Origin of the sequence: Lutibacter sp. (assembly GCF_021647475.1) — a bacterium.
In the GTDB taxonomy this organism is placed as follows: Bacteria; Bacteroidota; Bacteroidia; order Flavobacteriales; family Flavobacteriaceae; genus Lutibacter.
The window spans coordinates 45,442-63,373 of record NZ_JAKIUR010000012.1 but is presented as its reverse complement, the minus strand read 5'-3'; the positions used below and the strand labels follow the sequence as shown (position 1 = coordinate 63,373).

General features: G+C 28.9%; 18 protein-coding genes. 9 read left to right on the top strand and 9 right to left on the bottom strand.

Annotation, left to right across the window (positions count from 1 at the left end; translation table 11 throughout):
- Positions 1 to 118: 118 nt before the first annotated feature.
- Positions 119 to 1,369 carry a DUF5103 domain-containing protein gene (locus L3J60_RS04710; RefSeq protein WP_291974337.1) on the bottom strand — a complete coding sequence of 417 codons (1,251 nt, stop codon included), beginning with the start codon at positions 1,367 to 1,369 and terminating at the stop codon, positions 119 to 121.
- Between the two features lie 178 nt (positions 1,370 to 1,547).
- On the opposite strand from L3J60_RS04710, the gene L3J60_RS04705 reads away from it, so the two are divergent.
- The 7 genes from L3J60_RS04705 to L3J60_RS04675 all read left to right on the top strand — a co-directional run bounded on the left by L3J60_RS04705 (position 1,548) and on the right by L3J60_RS04675 (position 8,006).
- A complete protein-coding gene (locus L3J60_RS04705; RefSeq protein ID WP_291974336.1) occupies positions 1,548 to 2,897 on the top strand; it encodes a Na(+)-translocating NADH-quinone reductase subunit A in 1,350 nt (449 codons plus the stop codon).
- Positions 2,898 to 2,901: 4 nt separating this feature from the next.
- A complete protein-coding gene (locus L3J60_RS04700; RefSeq protein WP_291974335.1) occupies positions 2,902 to 4,149 on the top strand; it encodes an NADH:ubiquinone reductase (Na(+)-transporting) subunit B in 1,248 nt (415 codons plus the stop codon).
- Positions 4,127 to 4,873 (top strand): Na(+)-translocating NADH-quinone reductase subunit C, encoded by a 747-nt coding sequence (locus L3J60_RS04695; RefSeq protein ID WP_291974334.1) that lies wholly within the window; start codon positions 4,127 to 4,129, stop codon positions 4,871 to 4,873. Before L3J60_RS04700 ends, L3J60_RS04695 begins: the two co-directional genes overlap by 23 nt.
- A gap of 3 nt (positions 4,874 to 4,876) precedes the next feature.
- Complete coding sequence (locus L3J60_RS04690; protein ID WP_291974333.1) at positions 4,877 to 5,524, top strand: NADH:ubiquinone reductase (Na(+)-transporting) subunit D; 648 nt, start codon at positions 4,877 to 4,879, stop codon at positions 5,522 to 5,524.
- Between the two features lie 5 nt (positions 5,525 to 5,529).
- Entirely contained in the window at positions 5,530 to 6,243 is a 714-nt protein-coding gene (gene nqrE, locus L3J60_RS04685; protein WP_291974332.1) for an NADH:ubiquinone reductase (Na(+)-transporting) subunit E, read from the top strand.
- Between the two features lie 2 nt (positions 6,244 to 6,245).
- Positions 6,246 to 7,556: an NADH:ubiquinone reductase (Na(+)-transporting) subunit F gene (nqrF, locus tag L3J60_RS04680; protein ID WP_291974331.1), complete on the top strand. Its 1,311-nt coding sequence runs from the start codon at positions 6,246 to 6,248 to the stop codon at positions 7,554 to 7,556.
- A gap of 72 nt (positions 7,557 to 7,628) precedes the next feature.
- Positions 7,629 to 8,006: a Na(+)-translocating NADH-quinone reductase subunit F gene (locus L3J60_RS04675; protein WP_291974330.1), complete on the top strand. Its 378-nt coding sequence runs from the start codon at positions 7,629 to 7,631 to the stop codon at positions 8,004 to 8,006.
- A gap of 46 nt (positions 8,007 to 8,052) precedes the next feature.
- Here the strand turns inward: L3J60_RS04675 and L3J60_RS04670 are convergent, their stop codons facing one another.
- Positions 8,053 to 8,892: an OmpA family protein gene (locus L3J60_RS04670; RefSeq protein ID WP_291974329.1), complete on the bottom strand. Its 840-nt coding sequence runs from the start codon at positions 8,890 to 8,892 to the stop codon at positions 8,053 to 8,055.
- A gap of 143 nt (positions 8,893 to 9,035) precedes the next feature.
- On the opposite strand from L3J60_RS04670, the gene L3J60_RS04665 reads away from it, so the two are divergent.
- Positions 9,036 to 10,022 carry an FAD:protein FMN transferase gene (locus L3J60_RS04665; protein ID WP_291974328.1) on the top strand — a complete coding sequence of 329 codons (987 nt, stop codon included), beginning with the start codon at positions 9,036 to 9,038 and terminating at the stop codon, positions 10,020 to 10,022.
- 1 nt (position 10,023) lies between these two features.
- On the opposite strand, the gene L3J60_RS04660 is transcribed toward L3J60_RS04665, so the two are convergent.
- From L3J60_RS04660 to map, 3 genes are read right to left on the bottom strand one after another with little or no spacing between them, the layout of a single operon-like run.
- Positions 10,024 to 10,788 carry a class I SAM-dependent methyltransferase gene (locus L3J60_RS04660; RefSeq protein ID WP_291974327.1) on the bottom strand — a complete coding sequence of 255 codons (765 nt, stop codon included), beginning with the start codon at positions 10,786 to 10,788 and terminating at the stop codon, positions 10,024 to 10,026.
- A 6-nt stretch (positions 10,789 to 10,794) separates the two neighbouring features.
- Positions 10,795 to 11,127 (bottom strand): cupin domain-containing protein, encoded by a 333-nt coding sequence (locus L3J60_RS04655; RefSeq protein ID WP_291974326.1) that lies wholly within the window; start codon positions 11,125 to 11,127, stop codon positions 10,795 to 10,797.
- A gap of 2 nt (positions 11,128 to 11,129) precedes the next feature.
- The gene (gene map, locus L3J60_RS04650) at positions 11,130 to 11,948 is read right to left on the bottom strand and encodes a type I methionyl aminopeptidase (protein ID WP_291974325.1); all 819 of its coding nucleotides are present in this window, start codon (positions 11,946 to 11,948) and stop codon (positions 11,130 to 11,132) included.
- 343 nt (positions 11,949 to 12,291) lie between these two features.
- Between map and L3J60_RS04645 the strand changes: the two genes are divergently transcribed.
- A complete protein-coding gene (locus tag L3J60_RS04645) occupies positions 12,292 to 13,560 on the top strand; it encodes an acetyl-CoA hydrolase/transferase C-terminal domain-containing protein (RefSeq protein ID WP_291974338.1) in 1,269 nt (422 codons plus the stop codon).
- A 573-nt stretch (positions 13,561 to 14,133) separates the two neighbouring features.
- Here L3J60_RS04645 and L3J60_RS04640 read toward each other — a convergent pair.
- The 4 genes from L3J60_RS04640 to gpmI form a co-directional block, all read right to left on the bottom strand.
- A complete protein-coding gene (locus L3J60_RS04640) occupies positions 14,134 to 15,105 on the bottom strand; it encodes a Fic family protein (RefSeq protein ID WP_291974324.1) in 972 nt (323 codons plus the stop codon).
- Positions 15,106 to 15,309: 204 nt separating this feature from the next.
- Positions 15,310 to 15,723 carry a hypothetical protein gene (locus L3J60_RS04635; protein WP_291974323.1) on the bottom strand — a complete coding sequence of 138 codons (414 nt, stop codon included), beginning with the start codon at positions 15,721 to 15,723 and terminating at the stop codon, positions 15,310 to 15,312.
- 47 nt (positions 15,724 to 15,770) lie between these two features.
- Positions 15,771 to 16,301 carry a thioredoxin family protein gene (locus tag L3J60_RS04630; RefSeq protein ID WP_291974322.1) on the bottom strand — a complete coding sequence of 177 codons (531 nt, stop codon included), beginning with the start codon at positions 16,299 to 16,301 and terminating at the stop codon, positions 15,771 to 15,773.
- Positions 16,302 to 16,334: 33 nt separating this feature from the next.
- Positions 16,335 to 17,852 (bottom strand): 2,3-bisphosphoglycerate-independent phosphoglycerate mutase, encoded by a 1,518-nt coding sequence (gene gpmI, locus L3J60_RS04625; RefSeq protein WP_291974321.1) that lies wholly within the window; start codon positions 17,850 to 17,852, stop codon positions 16,335 to 16,337.
- Positions 17,853 to 17,932 lie beyond the last annotated feature (80 nt).

The following is a 17,932-nucleotide window of genomic DNA, read 5'->3' as shown; positions in this document are numbered from 1 at the left end:
CAAACCTGTGCAAGTAGTTAATTGTGTTGAACTTATAAGGTAATCCATATACAACTCTTTTAAGTTATTAACAGCCATCAGTCTTGCTTGCAAATTTAATCATTATTTTTGCGTAAGGTCAGTTAGTTAATTTTTCAGAATTTCCGTACCCAACACCAATAACTTGTGTATATCTACTGCCAAATTTTTTATAATATACTAAAACGGTGTAATTATTTTCTGTTTGATAATGAGATCCTGAAATTTCATGATTTGAAATTTGATTGTTTTTATTTAGGGTAACGTATTCGTAATTGTAAAAACCTTGTTTTAGTAAAATGGCAACTTCATATTGTTGTAAAATTTCATTATAAACTAGTTTATTTGTAGCGTTCAATTTCCAATTATTAAAATTTCCATTAACATAAACGCTCTCATTTTTAAGTTTAGGCATTTTTAGGGAGAAATGTACCCAACTATAATCGGCATCGGTATTTGGATTTTCACCATCTAAAGTTCTAATGATAAAATTACCATCTATATCGGGGTATAAAGTATAGGGTTCATTAACTCTGGGTTCATTTGGATATAAATAGGTGTGATAAAGTTGTTTTCCTAATTCGGATTTAACAATATGTAAATTGGAATTTCTAATAGATTTGCTATCAAAATATAAAAATTCATTACCTGCCCAAAAACTAGTTTCCTTATCGTATTTATACAATAATTGTGTTCCTCTATAAAACTGAGGTTTTAAATTGGTAATTGAAAATTGCCAATTATCGTTTTGTAAAATAACAGGTTTTATTTCTTCACTAGCATTATTAAAAATTAAGTTAGGATGATTTATAACAAATTCAACCGATTGTTTAGTTTCAATTGTAGCAACATCTCTACTTTTGTGTATGTAAACTCCTACAATTACTTTGGGTTGAAATAGTATAAATTTTCGTTGAAAAATAACTTCTTCATCTTCATTTAAAACAGAGATTAAATAATTCCCAGATATTTTAATTCGTGTGTATTCATTTGGAAAATGGACTTGATAATGGGTATAAGGTTGCAAGGTGTTAAATGAGTTTTCATAATCTCTAATTCTATCTTTATCAAATCCATCTATATATTCTGATGAATTTAAATTAGAAATATTCCAATTATAAGTGCAATGTTCAATTTTATAATAATATTCTGTTTCATCAGCATTTAAATCATCAAAACTCAACATTAATTTATCACCTAATTTTAGTATTGGAGCATAGCTATTTGTACTGTTTGGTTTTAAAATAACCGTTTTAATATAGTTTGACTCCAGTACTATATTTTGGGAATAACCAAAAAAAGTCATTAAAATTGTAGTAAAAAAGCAAATAATTTTCAAAATATTCGACATAATTTAGGAATGTTACAAAATCTATTCCAAAGATAAAAAGCATTATAATAAATAGAACTTATAATGATATTGTTTTTGGTAATGATTATTACATAATAATTTGTTAAAATCTGTTAAAACTAAGGTTTAAATTCTTATTTTTGCACAGTTTTTAAGGACTATTAATAAAATTTAACATATGTCAAAGGACATTCGAATTAAAAAAGGGCTAGATATAAAGCTAATAGGAGTTGCAGAAAAAGTAACCGAAAAAGCAAAATCTAGTAATGTTTACACATTAATCCCAGAAAATTTCCACACTATTATTCCTAAATTAACAGTAAAAGTTGGTGCAAAGTTAAAAGCAGGTGAAACTGTTTTTTATAGCAAAGCAAATGAAACTGTTAAATTTCCTTCGCCAGTTAGTGGTGAACTAGTGGATATTATTCGTGGTGATAAAAGAAAAATTTTAGCAATTAAAATCCAAGCGGATAATCAGCAAGAATTTATAGATTTTGGAAGTAAAGATCCAAAAGCTATGAAAGCAGATGAGGTTAAAAATTACCTGTCAAATGCAGGCTGTTGGCCATTTATCATGCAAAGACCTTATGATGTTATTGCAAATCCGGATAATGAACCAAAAGCTATTTTTATTTCTGCATATGCAAGTGCTCCTTTAGCAGCTGATTACGATTATGTATTAGCGGGTAAAGAAAAAGAATTACAAGCTGCGGTAACCGCGTTAAGCAAACTTACTCCAGGTGAAGTTCACGTTAGCGTTGGTAAAAATGGAAATTCACCATTTTTAGGATTAGATAATATTACACTTCATAAAGTAACTGGTCCACATCCAATAGGAAATATAAGTACGCAAATTGCGAAAATTGATCCTATTAATAAAGGAGAAGTTATTTGGACAGTTAAACCACAAGATTTAGTAATTATTGGTGAATTATTATTAACCGGTAAGTTTAATGCGGAACGTATTATTGCTTTGGTAGGATCATCAGTAAACAAACCAAAATATTATATCACTAAAATAGGTGCTGATATTTCATCTTTAGTTGAAGAAAAATTAAATGAAGTTGAAAGTAGATTAATAAGTGGTAATGTACTTACCGGAAGTAATGAAAGTAAAAAAGGAGTTTTACGTTATTATGATAATTTAATAACGGTTATTCCTGAAGGAAATGATTATGAATTTTTTGGATGGAGCAAACCAGTTTTTAATAAATTATCAATTACTAGAGCAGCTACTTTCTCTTGGTTGTTTCCAAATAAAAAGTACAATTTAAACACCAATACTAATGGAGAACATAGAGCATTTGTTCTTACAGGAGAATATGAAGAAGTTTTTCCACTAGATATTTATCCAATGCAAATATTAAAATCATGCATGTATAAAGATTTAGAAGAAATGGAAAATTTAGGAATGTATGAAGTTGCACCAGAAGATTTTGCTTTAACTGAATTTATTTGTGTTTCAAAACAACCACATCAAGAAATTATTAGAAAAGGCTTAGACTTAATGTTAAAAGAAATAGGATAAAATTATGGGGTTAAAAGAAAAATTACATAATATAAAAGAAAAGGGAAAAGATAAAAAGTGGTTGTCTGCTTTTTCAGCTTTTCACACCTTTTTATATACACCAAATGAAACCACACATTCAGGAGGGCATATAAAAGGTGCAGATGATTTAAAACGAACCATGACAGCGGTAATAATACCGCTTATTCCAATATTGATTTTTGCAATGTTTAACGTTGGCTATCAACAGCACATCGCTATTCATGGCTATCAAGCAAATATGGGATTTTTTAGTGGTGAGTTTTGGAATTTAGACAACTTTCTATTAGGAGCTACAAAATTAATTCCACTTTTATTAGTTTCTTATGTTGTTGGATTAGGAATAGAAGTTTTTTTTGCAACCATTAACAACCATGAAGTTGAAGAAGGCTATTTTGTAACAGGAATGTTAATTCCATTAATTGTTCCAGTAGATACACCATTATGGATGCTTACAGTTGCCATAGTTTTTGGCGTAGTTATTGGAAAGGAAGTTTTTGGTGGAACAGGAATGAATATTCTAAACCCAGCACTTACTATTAGAGCATTTTTATTCTTTGCCTACCCAACATGGATGAGTGGAGATAAAGTATGGATAGCTGGAGCTGTTGAACGCTCAAAAGAAATTTTGGCAGGGGCACACTTAGATGCTTTTTCCGGAGAAACTATATTAGGCGGTTTAGCAGGAGGTAAACATTTAGCATATTCAGTTACAGATATGTTTTACGGATTTATTCCAGGCTCTGTAGGTGAAACCTCAACATTATTAATTTTATTAGGAGGTATTTACTTAATATATACAAAAATTGGAAGTTGGAGAATTATGTTATCAGCCGTTATAGGAGCGTTAACCATGGGATTAATTTTCAATAGCGTTGTTAATGAAGGATGGATAGTTGAAGGAAGTAAATTTTATACTTTAATGAATACTCCATTTTGGGAACACTTAATTATTGGTGGATTTGCTTTTGGTGTTGTATTTATGGCAACCGATCCAGTTACAGCTTCACAAACTAATAGAGGAAAATGGATATACGGATTTTTAATAGGTTTTATTTCTATTATGATTCGAGTATTTAATCCAGCCTATCCAGAAGGTGTAATGTTAGCAATATTATTAATGAATGTATTTTCACCAACTATAGATCATTATGTTATAGCTTCCAATATTAAAAAAAGACTTAAACGATTAAAACCAAAAACAGTTTACAATGTCAAGGAATACAGAAAGTAATACATATACCGTACTGTTTGCAGTAGCAATGGTAATTATTGTTGGCTCATTATTAGCTTTTGTTGCCCAATCTTTAAAAGGTAAAATAGCTGAAAATAAACGTATAGAAAAACAACAAAATATTTTATACGCTATGGGAGTTAATGAAAACGAAAAAGGTTCCGTTAATTTTATTCCTAAAGATAAAGTAGATGCAGATTTTTCAAAATATATAGTTAAACAGTATGTTATTAAAGGTACAACAGCTACCGAAAATGACAAAGCATATCTAATTGATCTTAAACGAGAAGCTGCAAAAGCCAAAAAACCTTCATATACAAGAAAATTACCCTTGTTTGTAGGAGAAAAAGACAATAAAACTTACTACATAATTCCAGTTAGAGGAAAAGGATTATGGGATGCTATTTGGGGCTATATAGCTTTAAATAAGGATTTAATAGTACAAGGTGTTTATTTTGATGACGCTGGTGAAACTCCTGGTTTAGGTGGAAATATTAAAGAACGTTTTTTTATGGATGAATTTATAGGAGAACACATTTTTAAGGGAAATACTTTTGAAGGAATAACTGTATTTAAGGGAAATGATGATCCTAAAAGTTTAAACAAAACAGATTGTAGAGTTGATGCAATGGCAGGAGCAACTATTACAGGAAACGGCGTAACAGCAATGATTAAAAAAGGCTTACAAATGTATGTACCTTATTTAGAAACATTAAAGCAATAAGTTATGGGAATATTAACAAAAAAAGATTTAAAATTAATAACTGATCCATTAGCAGATAATAATCCTATTACAGTACAAGTTTTGGGTATTTGTTCTGCATTAGCAGTTACTGCTCAACTTAAAGCATCTATTGTAATGGCAATATCAGTAATGTTTGTTTTGGCAGCAGGAAATGTGGTAATATCTTCAATGAGAAATATTATACCACCAAAAATTAGAATTATTGTACAATTAGTAATTGCAGCTACACTAGTAATTATTGTTGATCAAGTTTTAAAAGCATATTCATATAATTTATCAAAACAATTATCAGTATTTGTTGGTTTAATTATTACCAACTGTATAATAATGGGAAGGTTTGAAGCATTTGCACTAGCAAATACTCCTTGGAAATCATTTTTAGACGGTATAGGAAATGCTGCAGGTTATGGAATTATATTAGTTATTGTCGCTTTTTTTAGAGAATTATTAGGCTCAGGATCTGTATTAGGATTTAAAGTATTAGGAAATCCAATTGAAAAAACAGGAGTATATGCTTATGGATATGAAAATAATGGTTTTATGTTGTTAGCTCCTATGGCGTTAATTACATTGGGAGTTATTATTTGGGTACAACGTTCAAGAAACTCATCATTAATTGAAGAAAATTAAACACTATGGAACATTTAGAATTATTTTTTAAATCAATATTTATAGATAACATGGTGTTTGCTACATTCTTAGGAATGTGTTCATATCTTGCTGTATCTAAAAAAGTTGCTACTGCTGTAGGGTTAGGAGCTGCTGTTATTTTTGTTATGGCAATCACAGTGCCATTAAACTGGTTATTAGATCATTATATTTTACAAGAAGGAGCATTAGTTTGGTTAGGACCAGAATATGCTGAATATGATTTAAGCTTTTTATCATTCATTATGTTTATAGCAACTATAGCAACTATGGTTCAATTAGTTGAAATAATTGTAGAAAAATTTTCACCAGGTTTATATAACTCTTTAGGAATATTTTTACCACTTATAGCCGTTAACTGTGCTATTTTAGGAGGCTCATTATTCATGCAATCTCGTGAAATTCCAAGTTTTAGTTTAGCTTTTAATTATGGAATTAGTTCTGGAATAGGATGGTTTTTAGCCATTTTAGCAATGGCAGCCATACGTGAAAAAATTAGATATTCAAATGTTCCTCCTGCGTTAAGAGGACTAGGAATAACATTTATTATTACAGGTTTAATGGCTATTGGATTTATGAGTTTTGGTGGAATGTTAACTGGTGGAACTGAGAAAAAAGCCAAAAAAGTAGAAACTGTAAAAGTTGAAAATAATAAAAAAGCTATTGATTTAGCAGATAACACAATAGAAATTAAAAATTAACAATGATATTAGCAGTAAATACCTTAGGTACAGTTGTTGTAACGGTAGTAGCTTTTTTAATAATAACACTTTTATTAGTGGCTTTGCTATTAGTTGTTAAACAAAAATTAGCACCATCAGGACCAGTAAAAATTAAAATAAATGGTAAGAAAGAGATTGAAGTTCCATCAGGTGGCACTTTATTAAATACGTTATCAAATAAAAAAATATTTTTACCATCAGCATGTGGCGGTGGCGGTACATGTTTACAATGTAAATGTATTGTGAACTCTGGTGGAGGAGAAGCTTTACCAACAGAAACACCAAATTTTACAAGAAAAGAATTACAGGAAGGATACCGTTTGGGTTGCCAAGTGAAAGTTCGTCAAGATATGGATATTACAATTCCTGAAGAAGTGTTTGGAATTAAAAAATGGGAAGCAACGGTTGTTAGCAATTACAATTTGGCTTCATTTATTAAAGAATTTGTAGTTGAAATTCCTGAAGACATGAATTATAAAGCTGGGGGTTATATTCAAATTGAAATTCCACCTTGTGAAGTAAATTTTAAAGATATTGATATTACAGCACATCCAGAAGAACATGAAACTCCTGATAAGTTCCAGTTAGAATGGGATAAATTTAATTTATGGCCATTAAAAATGGTAAATACTGAAACTATTGAACGTGCTTATTCTATGGCTTCTTATCCTGCAGAAGGAAGAAGAGTGATGCTAAATGTGCGTATTGCTACTCCACCTTTTGATAGGACAACTAATGGTTGGATGAAAGTTAACCCTGGTATTGCTTCTTCATATATTTTCTCAAGAAAAACTGGAGATAAAGTAACTATTTCTGGTCCTTATGGAGAGTTCTTTATTAATGATTCAGATGCTGAAATGTTGTATGTTGGTGGTGGGGCAGGTATGGCTCCAATGAGATCTCATTTATATCATTTATTTAAAACCTTAAAAACAAAAAGAAAAGTAAGTTATTGGTATGGTGGGAGATCAAAAAGAGAGTTGTTTTATGTAGACCATTTTAAACATTTAGAAAAAGAATTTCCTAATTTTAAATTCTATTTAGTATTATCAGAACCATTACCTGAAGATAATTGGGTAAATAAAAAAGATATTAATGATACTGAAGGAGATGGATTTACAGGTTTTGTACACCAAGCTGTAATTGATGAGTTTTTATCTAAACATGAAAATCCAGAAGATATTGAATTGTATTTTTGCGGGCCTCCATTAATGAATAAAGCGGTTCAAAAAATGGGTGAAGATTTTGGTTTAGCAGATGAGAATATTAGATTTGATGACTTTGGTGGTTAATTAGAAGACCTTAAATAATTAATAATATAAAATCCGGTACTTTTGTATCGGATTTTTTTATAAAAGTAATTTATGCAGCGTAAATTAACATATCAAGAACTACATAATTTAGCAATGAATATTGTAGGAAAAGATTTAGAAAAACGAGGATTTGAATTTTTAGCAGTAAATAGTCAATTTAAAAAGCATCCTCAATTTGTTTGTGTTGATACCAATAACCAACGGCATTTTGTAATTGTAAGATTTGATACCATTGAAAATTACCCACTAGAATATGATGTTATTTGGATGGAAACTTTTAAAAATCACGCTAAAAAAAATAAAGCTAAAGTATTATTTGCTGGGCTTGGATTAGGTAGCCTAAATAATGAAACTGAGTATCCAAATTTAGATGAAAATTATTTGCTGAAATATGAAGGTTTGCAAGATTTGGCAATTGATTTAAACTAAAAAAGCCACGAGTTTACTCGTGGCTTTTTTATAATTATAATTAGAACTATTGTCCTACTTTATTTTCTAATATTTTAAAGAATTGGTCTAATTTTGGCATTAATACAATTCTAGTTCTTCTATTTCTAGCTCTTCCTTCAACAGTATCATTACTTTCTAAAGGTTTATATTCACTTCTACCAGCAGCAATTAATCTACTTGGCTCAATATTGTAATCATTTTGTAAAACTCTAACAACAGCAGTAGAACGTTTTACACTTAAATCCCAATTATCTTTAATTCCAGCTGTACTAATAGGTTTATTATCGGTGTAACCTTCAACCATTACTTCAACATTTGGTTGTGCATTTACAACTTCAGCAACTTTACCTAATACATTTTTGGCAGCAGATGAAATAATTGCACTTCCGCTTTTAAACAATAATTTATCGGCAATAGAAATATAAACTACAGTTTTTTCAACATTCACCTGAATATCTTTATCATTGAATCCGTCTTTTAAAACACTTTTTAATTTAAAACCTAACGCTAAATTAATTGAGTCCTTGCGATTCATTGCTTGTTGAATAACATGAATATATTCATCTTTTTTACCCATTTGAGCAAGCGTTTCTTTAATATTATCAGAAGCAGATTTTGATAAAACAGTTAAATTATCTACATATTCTAATGTTTTCTCTTTATCCTTTTTTAAATCTGCAACTTGTTGATTTAAAGCACTTACTTTTTCTGCTTCAATTCTACATTTCATTAAATCGGCTTTCGTGTCTACTAATTCTTTGCTTTTGTTGCTGAAATTGTCTTCAAGTTCACTGTACTTTTTTTGTGATACACAAGAACTTAATGCTATGGAAATAGTAAGTCCTACTAAAAATAATTTTTTCATAATTTAAAATGGTTTAAGTAATACAAATTTATAAAAAAGAAACGTATGTTTTAAACTTTAATTATGATTAATCTTAATTTTAAGAAAATTTTAATTAATATCTTTGAAAAATAAAAAATATCAAAGAATTAACTTTATTTAAAATGAAAAAAATAATACTTTTTTTAAGCATTATAGCCTTATTTTCTTGTAATCAAAAACAAGATAATTTAGTTATTTTAAGAGGAGATGCTATTGGTACTACCTTCACCATTCGCTATTTAAATCCTGATAATAAAAATTTAGATATTAAAATTGAAGATATTATTAAAAAAGTAAATAAATCTATTTCAACATATGTACCAACTTCAGATATTTCCAAAATAAATAAAGGGGATACAAGTATTGTTGTTGATGCTTATTTTAAAGAAGTATTTTTAAAATCTGCCAGAATTTATAAAGAAACTAAAGGTGAATTTGATCCTACAGTAGGTGTTTTAGTAAACGCTTGGGGTTTTGGTCCGGGTAAGCGAATTGAAAACATGGATTCCACCAAAGTTAAAGAGCTTTTAAAATATGTTGGATTTGATAAAGTATCTTTAAAAAATAACAAAATCAGCAAGCAATATCCACAAACCTATTTCGATTTTAATGCGATTGCAAAAGGGTATTTGGTAGATTTGGTTGGCAGAATGTTTGAAAATAATAAAATTCCAAACTATATGGTTGAAATTGGTGGAGAAATTAGAGCACGAGGTATTAATCAATTAGGAACACCTTGGAGAATTGCTATTGAAAACCCGAATACCGATGGAACAAGATCTATAAATACTAATATTAAATTATTAAATGAATCTATTGCAACTTCTGGTAATTATAGAAAGTTTAGAATTGCAAAAAATGGTAAAAAATATGTACATACTATAAATCCATTAACTGGTTTTGCAACGCCAAGCAATTTATTGAGTGCTTCCGTTATTTCAAAATCTGATTGTGCAGATGTTGATGGTTACGCAACTGCATTTATGGCAATGGGATTTGAAAAAGCAAAAACATTTTTAAAAAATCATCCAGAATTAAAAGCTTTTTTAATTTATGCTGATGATAATAATAAAATGAAAACGTATAAAACTCCTAATTTTACAGAGTAGCTTATTTAAAACAAACTGGCAAAATTTCATCTTTTACCAAACAATATTTTTTAATTAATTCGTTATTTAGTTCTGCGGAATAATTTACTTCTTTTACCTTAAAACCAACTGCACGCAGTTTATTGAAATAATCTTTTCCATAAATTCTAACATGGTCGTATTGTCCAAAATGTTTGGCTCTTTCTTTTGGTACTATTATTGAGAAATCTTCGTATGTTTTTTCTAACGTTAAATCTTGAGGTACTTGAAAAATTCCAAAACCATTGGGTTTTAAAACCCGATATAATTCACTCATTGCTTTTTTGTCATCTTCAATATGTTCTAATACATGGTTACATAAAACAACATCAAATTCATTATTTTTAAAGGGAAGATTACAAATATCAGCTTTTACATCAGCTATTGGCGAATATAAATCGGCAGTTATATAATCTAAATTTTTTAATTGTTTAAAACGTTTTAAAAAGCATTGTTCAGGTGCAATGTGTAGTACTTTGTTTTTGGCGGAAAAAAAATTAGTTTCATGCTGTAAATACAACCAAAGTAATCGATGTCGCTCTAAGGATAACGTGCTGGGAGATAATGCGTTATTTCGTTGTTTTCCATATCCATAAGGTAAAAAAGTTTTAAAGCTTTTGCCATCAATAGGATCGGTAAATTTATTTCCTTTTAAAATAAAAGCAATTATTGGGCTAACCCAATAACTAATTTTAATTAAAATTGGTCTTGGAACACTATTTAGAAAAAATTTAAATAACTTTTTCAAAATCAATTAATTATCAAATTTATAATCTTCACGAACAGGATAAAAAGTATCGGTAACTTTACAGTTAGTTATTGCTTTACCGCTATGAGCTATGTTTGAAGGAATAATTGCCATTTCACCAGCCTTTAAAATCTTGGTTTCTGTTCCAATAGTTAATTCTAAATTCCCTTCAATAACTTGGGTAGTTTGTTCGTGAATGTGTTTGTGTTTTGGTAAAATGGAATCTTTATCAATTTCCCAAAAAGCAATGGTAAAATTTTTAGTATGTACAAACTTACCGTTAAAACCTTTTAGTAATTCCGTTGTTTTTAAATCTTGAATATTTATGAATTTATTCATATTTATAGCACTAATTTTTTAGCTCTAAACTCATCTTCTTCATTGCTTTCAATTCCTAAAGCTTCATAAATATATTTAAAAGTAGATAACAGTTCAGGTTTACCATTAATCAATGCAACATCATGCTCAAAGTGAGCACTTGGTTTTCCATCTTTAGTTAAAATAGTCCAGCCATCATTTAATTGGTTAATTCTATGAGTTCCCATATTTACCATAGGTTCAATGGCTACAACCATACCTTCTATAAATTTTTTACCTCTTCCTCTTTTTCCATAATTTGGCATTTCAGGATCTTCATGCATAACTTTTCCTAATCCATGTCCAACCAATTCACGTACAATTCCGTAACCGTGTTTTTCGCAATAATTTTGAATGGCAAAACCAACATCACCAACTCTATTTCCAGCTTTAAATTCTCGAATACCAATTAATAAACTTTCTTTGGTTACTTGTAATAATTTTTTGGTTTCTTCTGCAACTTCACCTACTTCAAAAGTATAGGCGTGATCTCCATAAAAACCATTTTTTAACGAACCACAATCAATAGAAATAATATCACCATTTTCTAAAGGTTTATCATCCGGAATTCCATGTACAACTTGTGCATTTGGACTCATACATAACGTATTAGGAAAATCATACAAACCTAAAAAACCAGGAATTGCATCGTGATCTCTAATAAATTCTTCCGCTAATTTATCCAAGTATAAAGTAGTTACACCAGGTTTTACTTCTTTAGCCAGTATTCCTAATGTTTTAGAAACAATAAGAGCACTTTCGCGCATTAATTCAATTTCTTCTAAAGATTTAATTTTAATCATAATAGCAAACTATTTATGGTGCAAAGATAATTTAAATATTAATTTATTATTCTATTCTGAATAGTTTCATTTTTAATTATTTTATAATTGTCCGTAATTTGTAATAATAAAAATAATGTTGTGCTGAACCTGTCAGCTACAGATGGTTTATTTCAGTAACTCATATTTAATAACTAGTATTTATTGAATATGGCTCTGAAATAAGTTTGGGATGGCAAAGGTTATGTTGGATTATGGATATTCAAATTTATTTTTAATAAAAGGTACTAAAAGTGATTTTTAACAGTATTTTTAAGTAAAAACCTCCTTAAATTTGCATAAATTTTAATAAAGGAGTTGAATGATGTATAAAGCAGTAACAGCAGAAGAAGCAGTAAAAATTGTAAAATCTAACGATAGGGTTTATATTCAGGCGGCTGCATCTGCACCCCAGTCTTTAATAAATGCTTTAACAGCACGGCATGAAGAGTTGATAAATGTTGAAATATGCCACTTGCATGTGGAAGGAAAAACACCTTATGCCAACCCAAAATACAGTAAAAGTTTTCATGTAAATTCTTTATTTATTGGACCAAATGTTCGCCATACCTTAAAAGCAGGAAATGGTTCTTATACCCCTGTTTTTTTAAGTGAAGTTCCTATGTTGTTTAAACGAGGAATTTTACCTGTTGATGTAGCTTTAATTCAAGTTTCTACGCCAGATAAACATGGATATTGTTCTTTAGGAGTTTCTATAGAAGCAATTTTATCAGTTATTGAAAATGCGAAACACGTAATTGCTTTAATTAATAAACAAATGCCGAGAGTACTTGGAGAAGGTATTATTCATATTTCGGAGCTAGATACTTTTGTAGAAGAAGATACGCCAATTCATGAGTTTATTTTACCTGAACCTAATGAAATTGAAAGTAAAATAGGGGATCATATTGCAAACTTAATTGAAGATAGAAGTACTTTACAAATGGGAATTGGGAATATTCCAAATGCAGTTTTATCAAAATTAAAAAATCATAAAGATTTAGGATTGCATACTGAAATGTTTTCTGATGGTGTAATTGATTTAATTTTAGATGACGTTATAAATTGTAATTACAAAGGAATTGGTAAAGGAAGAGCCTTAACCACTTTTTTAATGGGCTCAAAAAGATTATATGATTATGTAGATGATAATCCGTTTATTGAAATGCGATCTTGTGATTATGTAAATGATGTACATAATATTAGAAAAAATCCAAAAATGGTAGCCATTAATTCAGCCATTCAGGTTGATATGACAGGGCAAGTTTGTGCAGATTCTATTGGTACACGATTGTATTCAGGTGTTGGTGGGCAAATGGATTTTATTAGAGGAGCTTCTTTAAGTGAAGGTGGAAAAGCAATTATTGCAATGCCTTCAACCACAAAAAATGGAATTAGTAGAATTGTGCCATTTTTAAACCGTGGAGCTGGTGTTGTAACTACCAGAGCTCACGTACAATATATTGTTACCGAATACGGCGTAGCAAATCTATATGGAAAAACTATAAAACAACGAGCTCATGAATTAGTGAAAATTGCACATCCAGATCATAGAGAAGAAATTGACAGGGAATTTTTTGAAGAAATGTGCTAAAAATAAATAGGAAAAAGGAGGTCTAGAAAGTTTAATTTTAATCAACTAAAATCAGTTCAGAATGATGGTTTTGTGTAACGAAAGTTATGTATTGGTTATCGCAATTTTTCATTTGATGAAAATAGTAAGATAATGATTTTGAATTAATCTTTTGAGGTCAGTAGTTAAATGCATACTATGTAAGTTTTAATTCCAATAATAGTGTCAGGTCGAGCGGAGTCGAGACCTAATTAGTGTACCAACAGTTCTCGATACAATTTTTTATCAAAAATTACCTGCCTTGCCGTCAGGTAGGCTACCATTGACATCTTATTTAACTAATTAAAAATCATAATTTAACTTAGATTATGATTTTTTTTAGAATTGTCATTCCTGCGTAGGCAGGAATGACAGACTTATTTAAAATTCGTAATGTCATTACAGCCACTTGAGAAAATTTTTGCCTCAGCTCTCGAACAGACGTAACAGTAAGTTTAAAAAGTTAAAATGCACAACGAGTTTAATTATTATTTTTAGTTATGTAACTAACTACTGACCTCTATTAATCTATTTATCGATAAAAAACAATTTTGGTTATACATTGTTGAATCCAGTTATTAGTTTGTATTTCGTTTTATTCATTTTACCAATTTTTTTAAATAAGTTTAATTCCACACCTTTTTTCAAGTCTCTACTAGCAGTTGCAGGAGAAATATATTTGAAAATATCCATATAATCTTTTCTAGTAAACTCTATTTTATTTAGTAAACTAAAATATTCTAGTCTGGCTTTTTCATTTAGAGTTCGATTATTAAAGTCTAATAATTCACTTATTGAGATGTTAATAACATCTAACATATACTCAATAAATTTCGTTGATTCTCCAGAGTTATCACTTTGAGATAAAGCATTGTAGTATTTCTCTTGATCTTTACTAATTAGTGTTTCAAATGGTAAATATTCAAATACTGGATATTTTTCCATTAAAATCAAAGTTTGCCATAATCGTCCCATTCTACCGTTTCCATCTAGAAAAGGATGAATAAATTCCATTTCATAATGGAATACGCAACTTTTAATTAATTCAATTTCATTAGGTTTTTTTAAATACTTAAAAAGGTCTTTCATTAAGTATGGAACATTTTCATGCGGAGGAGCTACATGCTCAACTTTTGAACCTTTTACAATTCCAACGCCTTGATTTCTATATTTCCCAACATTTTCAATCAGATTTTTCATTAAATTCTGATGAGCTTTTAAAAAGGATTTTTCATTTAATGGATTGTACCTATCTAAATTTTCATAAATATCAATTGCATTTAAAACCTCTTTAATATCTTTTTTTGGTCCAACTACTCGTTTATTTTCTAAAAGAGCAGTGATTTGTTTTTCATTAAGAGTATTTCCCTCAATTTTTAGTGAAGAATGAATGGTTTTAATTTTGTTCTGTTTTCTCAATTGAGGAGAAGGTTTATTTAAGAAATTGGCATTTACTTCTCCAATTTTTTCTGAAATAGAAGTTATTAATTTTAAAATTTTAGGAGTTATTTCGTATGGCGGTTTCATATTGATACTATCATTTGACACTATCAAAAATAATATCATTTACTCTATAAATCTAATTTTATACTATTTTTTTTAATTGGGCACAATGGTTTATACTCTTTAGATAACGGGATTTTATGAGTTGTTTTTAGTATTTTTTTATAAATTTTAGGTTATCCGATTTAAAATTTGTCTTTTAAATAGTTCATCTATTTTTATTACTTTCTAAAGTAATTCAGTCATTTTCAGATATTTATGTCTCCCAAAAGTTAAAGTGTAAAAAGGGTATACAAAAGTAAAAATTAGTAAAATCAATAAAATATTTAAATTTATATTGTAGTTAATTTTTGCAAATGAATATATAAATAGAATTACTAAAAAAATCAGAATAAAATATTTCTGATATTCCTGCCTAGATATTTTGAATGTTTTAGTTTGGTTTTCTTTAATATAAAAAGAAAGGTTTTTGCTTCTATACCAAAGAATTTCCCCATATAAATTATGGTCTCCAGATTCAACTTCTAATTTTAAAGTTTCTCCATAACCAATTCGTCCAATTTTTTGTCCATCTAAATAAATGCTGTTTCTTACAAACCTAGAGTCAAAATCTGTAGGTCCTTTTATAATTAATTTAGTCATTTTTTTAAATCCGTATTAAAAAAGCCAACGTCTTTTTAAATAACTGTTTAATTATCTTCAGAATAGTTGGGTGTAAATGATTTGCCAGATAAAATTTTAATCATATCTTTTTCAATGGTTTCCTGTGGATATTCTACAAAACGACCGATTTCTTTTCCATTTTTATAAAATATAAAAGTAGGAACGTGGTGAATATTATATCCTTTTTGTAAACTATCGGGTGTTTTTTTATCTCTATCAACAGCTATTAATTTTAAATTTTTATAATTAAAATCAGTAGCGTCTAAAATTTTATAAAGTGCTGGGGTTTGTTCTTTGCTATCACTACACCAAGTTCCCATAAATGCTTTAATAGTAACATTTTTTAGTAATGGTTTTATTTTGGCAACTAATTTTTCATCTACCTTGTAGTTTTTATAATTTGGTGTAAACCAATAATTATAAGCTTCTTTTAAAAAGTCAGATTTTTGAGCATATCCAATTAAATTTCCTTCGGAATCTTTTGTAGGAGTTAATTTTTTTTGAGCATTACAACCAATGGAAGTTAGTATAATAATGGCTAAAATTAGTTTTTTCATTTTTAAGAATTTAATTTGATTAAAAAGACAAAATTAAATTAAAGAATGTTGTGTCATAACTTTAGGTTGAGGAATTCCCATTAATTTTAAAATGGTAGGTGAAATATCTCCTAAAACGCCATCTTTTATTTGTTTGATATCTTTATCTACTAAAATAAAAGGAACAGGATTAGTAGTATGTTGTGTATTTGGCGTTCCATCAGGGTTTATCATGGTTTCACAATTTCCGTGGTCTGCAATTATAATGGTGGTATAATCATTATTTAAAGCAGCAGTTACCACCTCTTTTACACAAGCATCAACACCTTCACAAGCTTTTATTGCTGCAGACATCACTCCGGTATGACCAACCATATCTCCATTGGCAAAATTCAAACAAACAAAATCAACTTCTTTTTTGTTTAATTCTGGAATAATGGCATCTTTAATTTCATAAGCACTCATTTCAGGTTTTAAATCGTATGTAGCTACTTTTGGAGAGTTTAATAAAATTCTTTTTTCACCTTTAAAAGGTTTTTCTCTTCCACCAGAAAAGAAGAAAGTTACGTGTGGATATTTTTCTGTTTCTGCTATTCTAATTTGTTTTTTTCCTTCTTTTTCTAAAATTTCACCTAAAGTATCTTTTAAATCTTCCGTATTATAAATTACATGAATTCCTTTAAACGCCTCATTATAATTTGTCATAGTAACAAAATATAATGGAATGGTTTTCATATTAAAATCAGGATAATTATTTTGTGTTAATACTTCGGTTAATTCTCGACCTCTATCGGTTCTATAATTAAAGAAAATTACAACATCGTCTTTTTGAATTTTTGTAATTGGCTGATGATTATCATCAGTCATAATTATAGGTTTAATGAATTCATCGGTTACGTTATTATTGTAACTTTCTTTAATGCTTTCTATGGCATTTTCAGATTTTGTTCCTATTCCACTTACTAAAGCATCATACGCTATTTTAACACGTTCCCAACGTTTATCTCTATCCATTGCGTAATATCTTCCAGTAACTGTTGCCAATTTACCGGTTGATTTTTTCATATGATTTTCAATATCTTTTATAAAAGAACTTCCAGATTTTGGATCGCAATCACGTCCATCAGTAAACGCATGTAAAAACACGTTATCAACTTTATTTTCTGCAGCAACATCTAATAAAGCTTTTAAATGATTAATGTGAGAGTGAATTCCTCCATCAGAAACCAATCCTAAAAAATGAACATTTTTGTTATTTTCTTTGGCATAATTTAAAGCATCTAACAATTCTTTCTCTTTTCCTAAGGTATTTTCTTTAACCGCTTTATTAAGTTTTACAAGATTTTGATACACAATTCTACCAGCACCTAAATTCATATGTCCAACTTCACTATTACCCATTTGTCCTTCAGGTAAACCTACATTTAAACCATCGGTACGTAAACTGGCATTAGGAAATTTAGTATATAAACTATCTATAAATGAGGTTTTAGCATTAAAAACTGCAGAAACTTCTGGGATTTGAGTAATTCCCCATCCATCTAAAATCATTAAAATTACTTTCTTATTCATAAGAATTGTGTTTTATTTTACAATGCAAATATACGAAGGTTTTAAAGGAAGGTATTGATAATTAATTGTTAAATGCGTTA

Bases quoted from the DNA above. Each gene is read 5' to 3' on its own strand.
- L3J60_RS04670 (WP_291974329.1), bottom strand. From the start codon at position 8,892: ATGAAAAAATTATTTTTAGTAGGACTTACTATTTCCATAGCATTAAGT.
- L3J60_RS04655 (WP_291974326.1), bottom strand. From the start codon at position 11,127: ATGAATAAATTCATAAATATTCAAGATTTAAAAACAACGGAATTACTA.
- L3J60_RS04695 (WP_291974334.1), top strand. From the start codon at position 4,127: ATGTCAAGGAATACAGAAAGTAATACATATACCGTACTGTTTGCAGTA.
- L3J60_RS04675 (WP_291974330.1), top strand. From the start codon at position 7,629: ATGCAGCGTAAATTAACATATCAAGAACTACATAATTTAGCAATGAAT.
- L3J60_RS04690 (WP_291974333.1), top strand. From the start codon at position 4,877: ATGGGAATATTAACAAAAAAAGATTTAAAATTAATAACTGATCCATTA.
- L3J60_RS04645 (WP_291974338.1), top strand. From the start codon at position 12,292: ATGTATAAAGCAGTAACAGCAGAAGAAGCAGTAAAAATTGTAAAATCT.
- L3J60_RS04700 (WP_291974335.1), top strand. From the start codon at position 2,902: ATGGGGTTAAAAGAAAAATTACATAATATAAAAGAAAAGGGAAAAGAT.
- L3J60_RS04630 (WP_291974322.1), bottom strand. From the start codon at position 16,301: ATGAAAAAACTAATTTTAGCCATTATTATACTAACTTCCATTGGTTGT.
- nqrF (WP_291974331.1), top strand. From the start codon at position 6,246: ATGATATTAGCAGTAAATACCTTAGGTACAGTTGTTGTAACGGTAGTA.
- map (WP_291974325.1), bottom strand. From the start codon at position 11,948: ATGATTAAAATTAAATCTTTAGAAGAAATTGAATTAATGCGCGAAAGT.
- nqrE (WP_291974332.1), top strand. From the start codon at position 5,530: ATGGAACATTTAGAATTATTTTTTAAATCAATATTTATAGATAACATG.
- L3J60_RS04710 (WP_291974337.1), bottom strand. From the start codon at position 1,369: ATGTCGAATATTTTGAAAATTATTTGCTTTTTTACTACAATTTTAATG.
- L3J60_RS04635 (WP_291974323.1), bottom strand. From the start codon at position 15,723: ATGACTAAATTAATTATAAAAGGACCTACAGATTTTGACTCTAGGTTT.
- L3J60_RS04640 (WP_291974324.1), bottom strand. From the start codon at position 15,105: ATGAAACCGCCATACGAAATAACTCCTAAAATTTTAAAATTAATAACT.
- L3J60_RS04665 (WP_291974328.1), top strand. From the start codon at position 9,036: ATGAAAAAAATAATACTTTTTTTAAGCATTATAGCCTTATTTTCTTGT.
- gpmI (WP_291974321.1), bottom strand. From the start codon at position 17,852: ATGAATAAGAAAGTAATTTTAATGATTTTAGATGGATGGGGAATTACT.
- L3J60_RS04705 (WP_291974336.1), top strand. From the start codon at position 1,548: ATGTCAAAGGACATTCGAATTAAAAAAGGGCTAGATATAAAGCTAATA.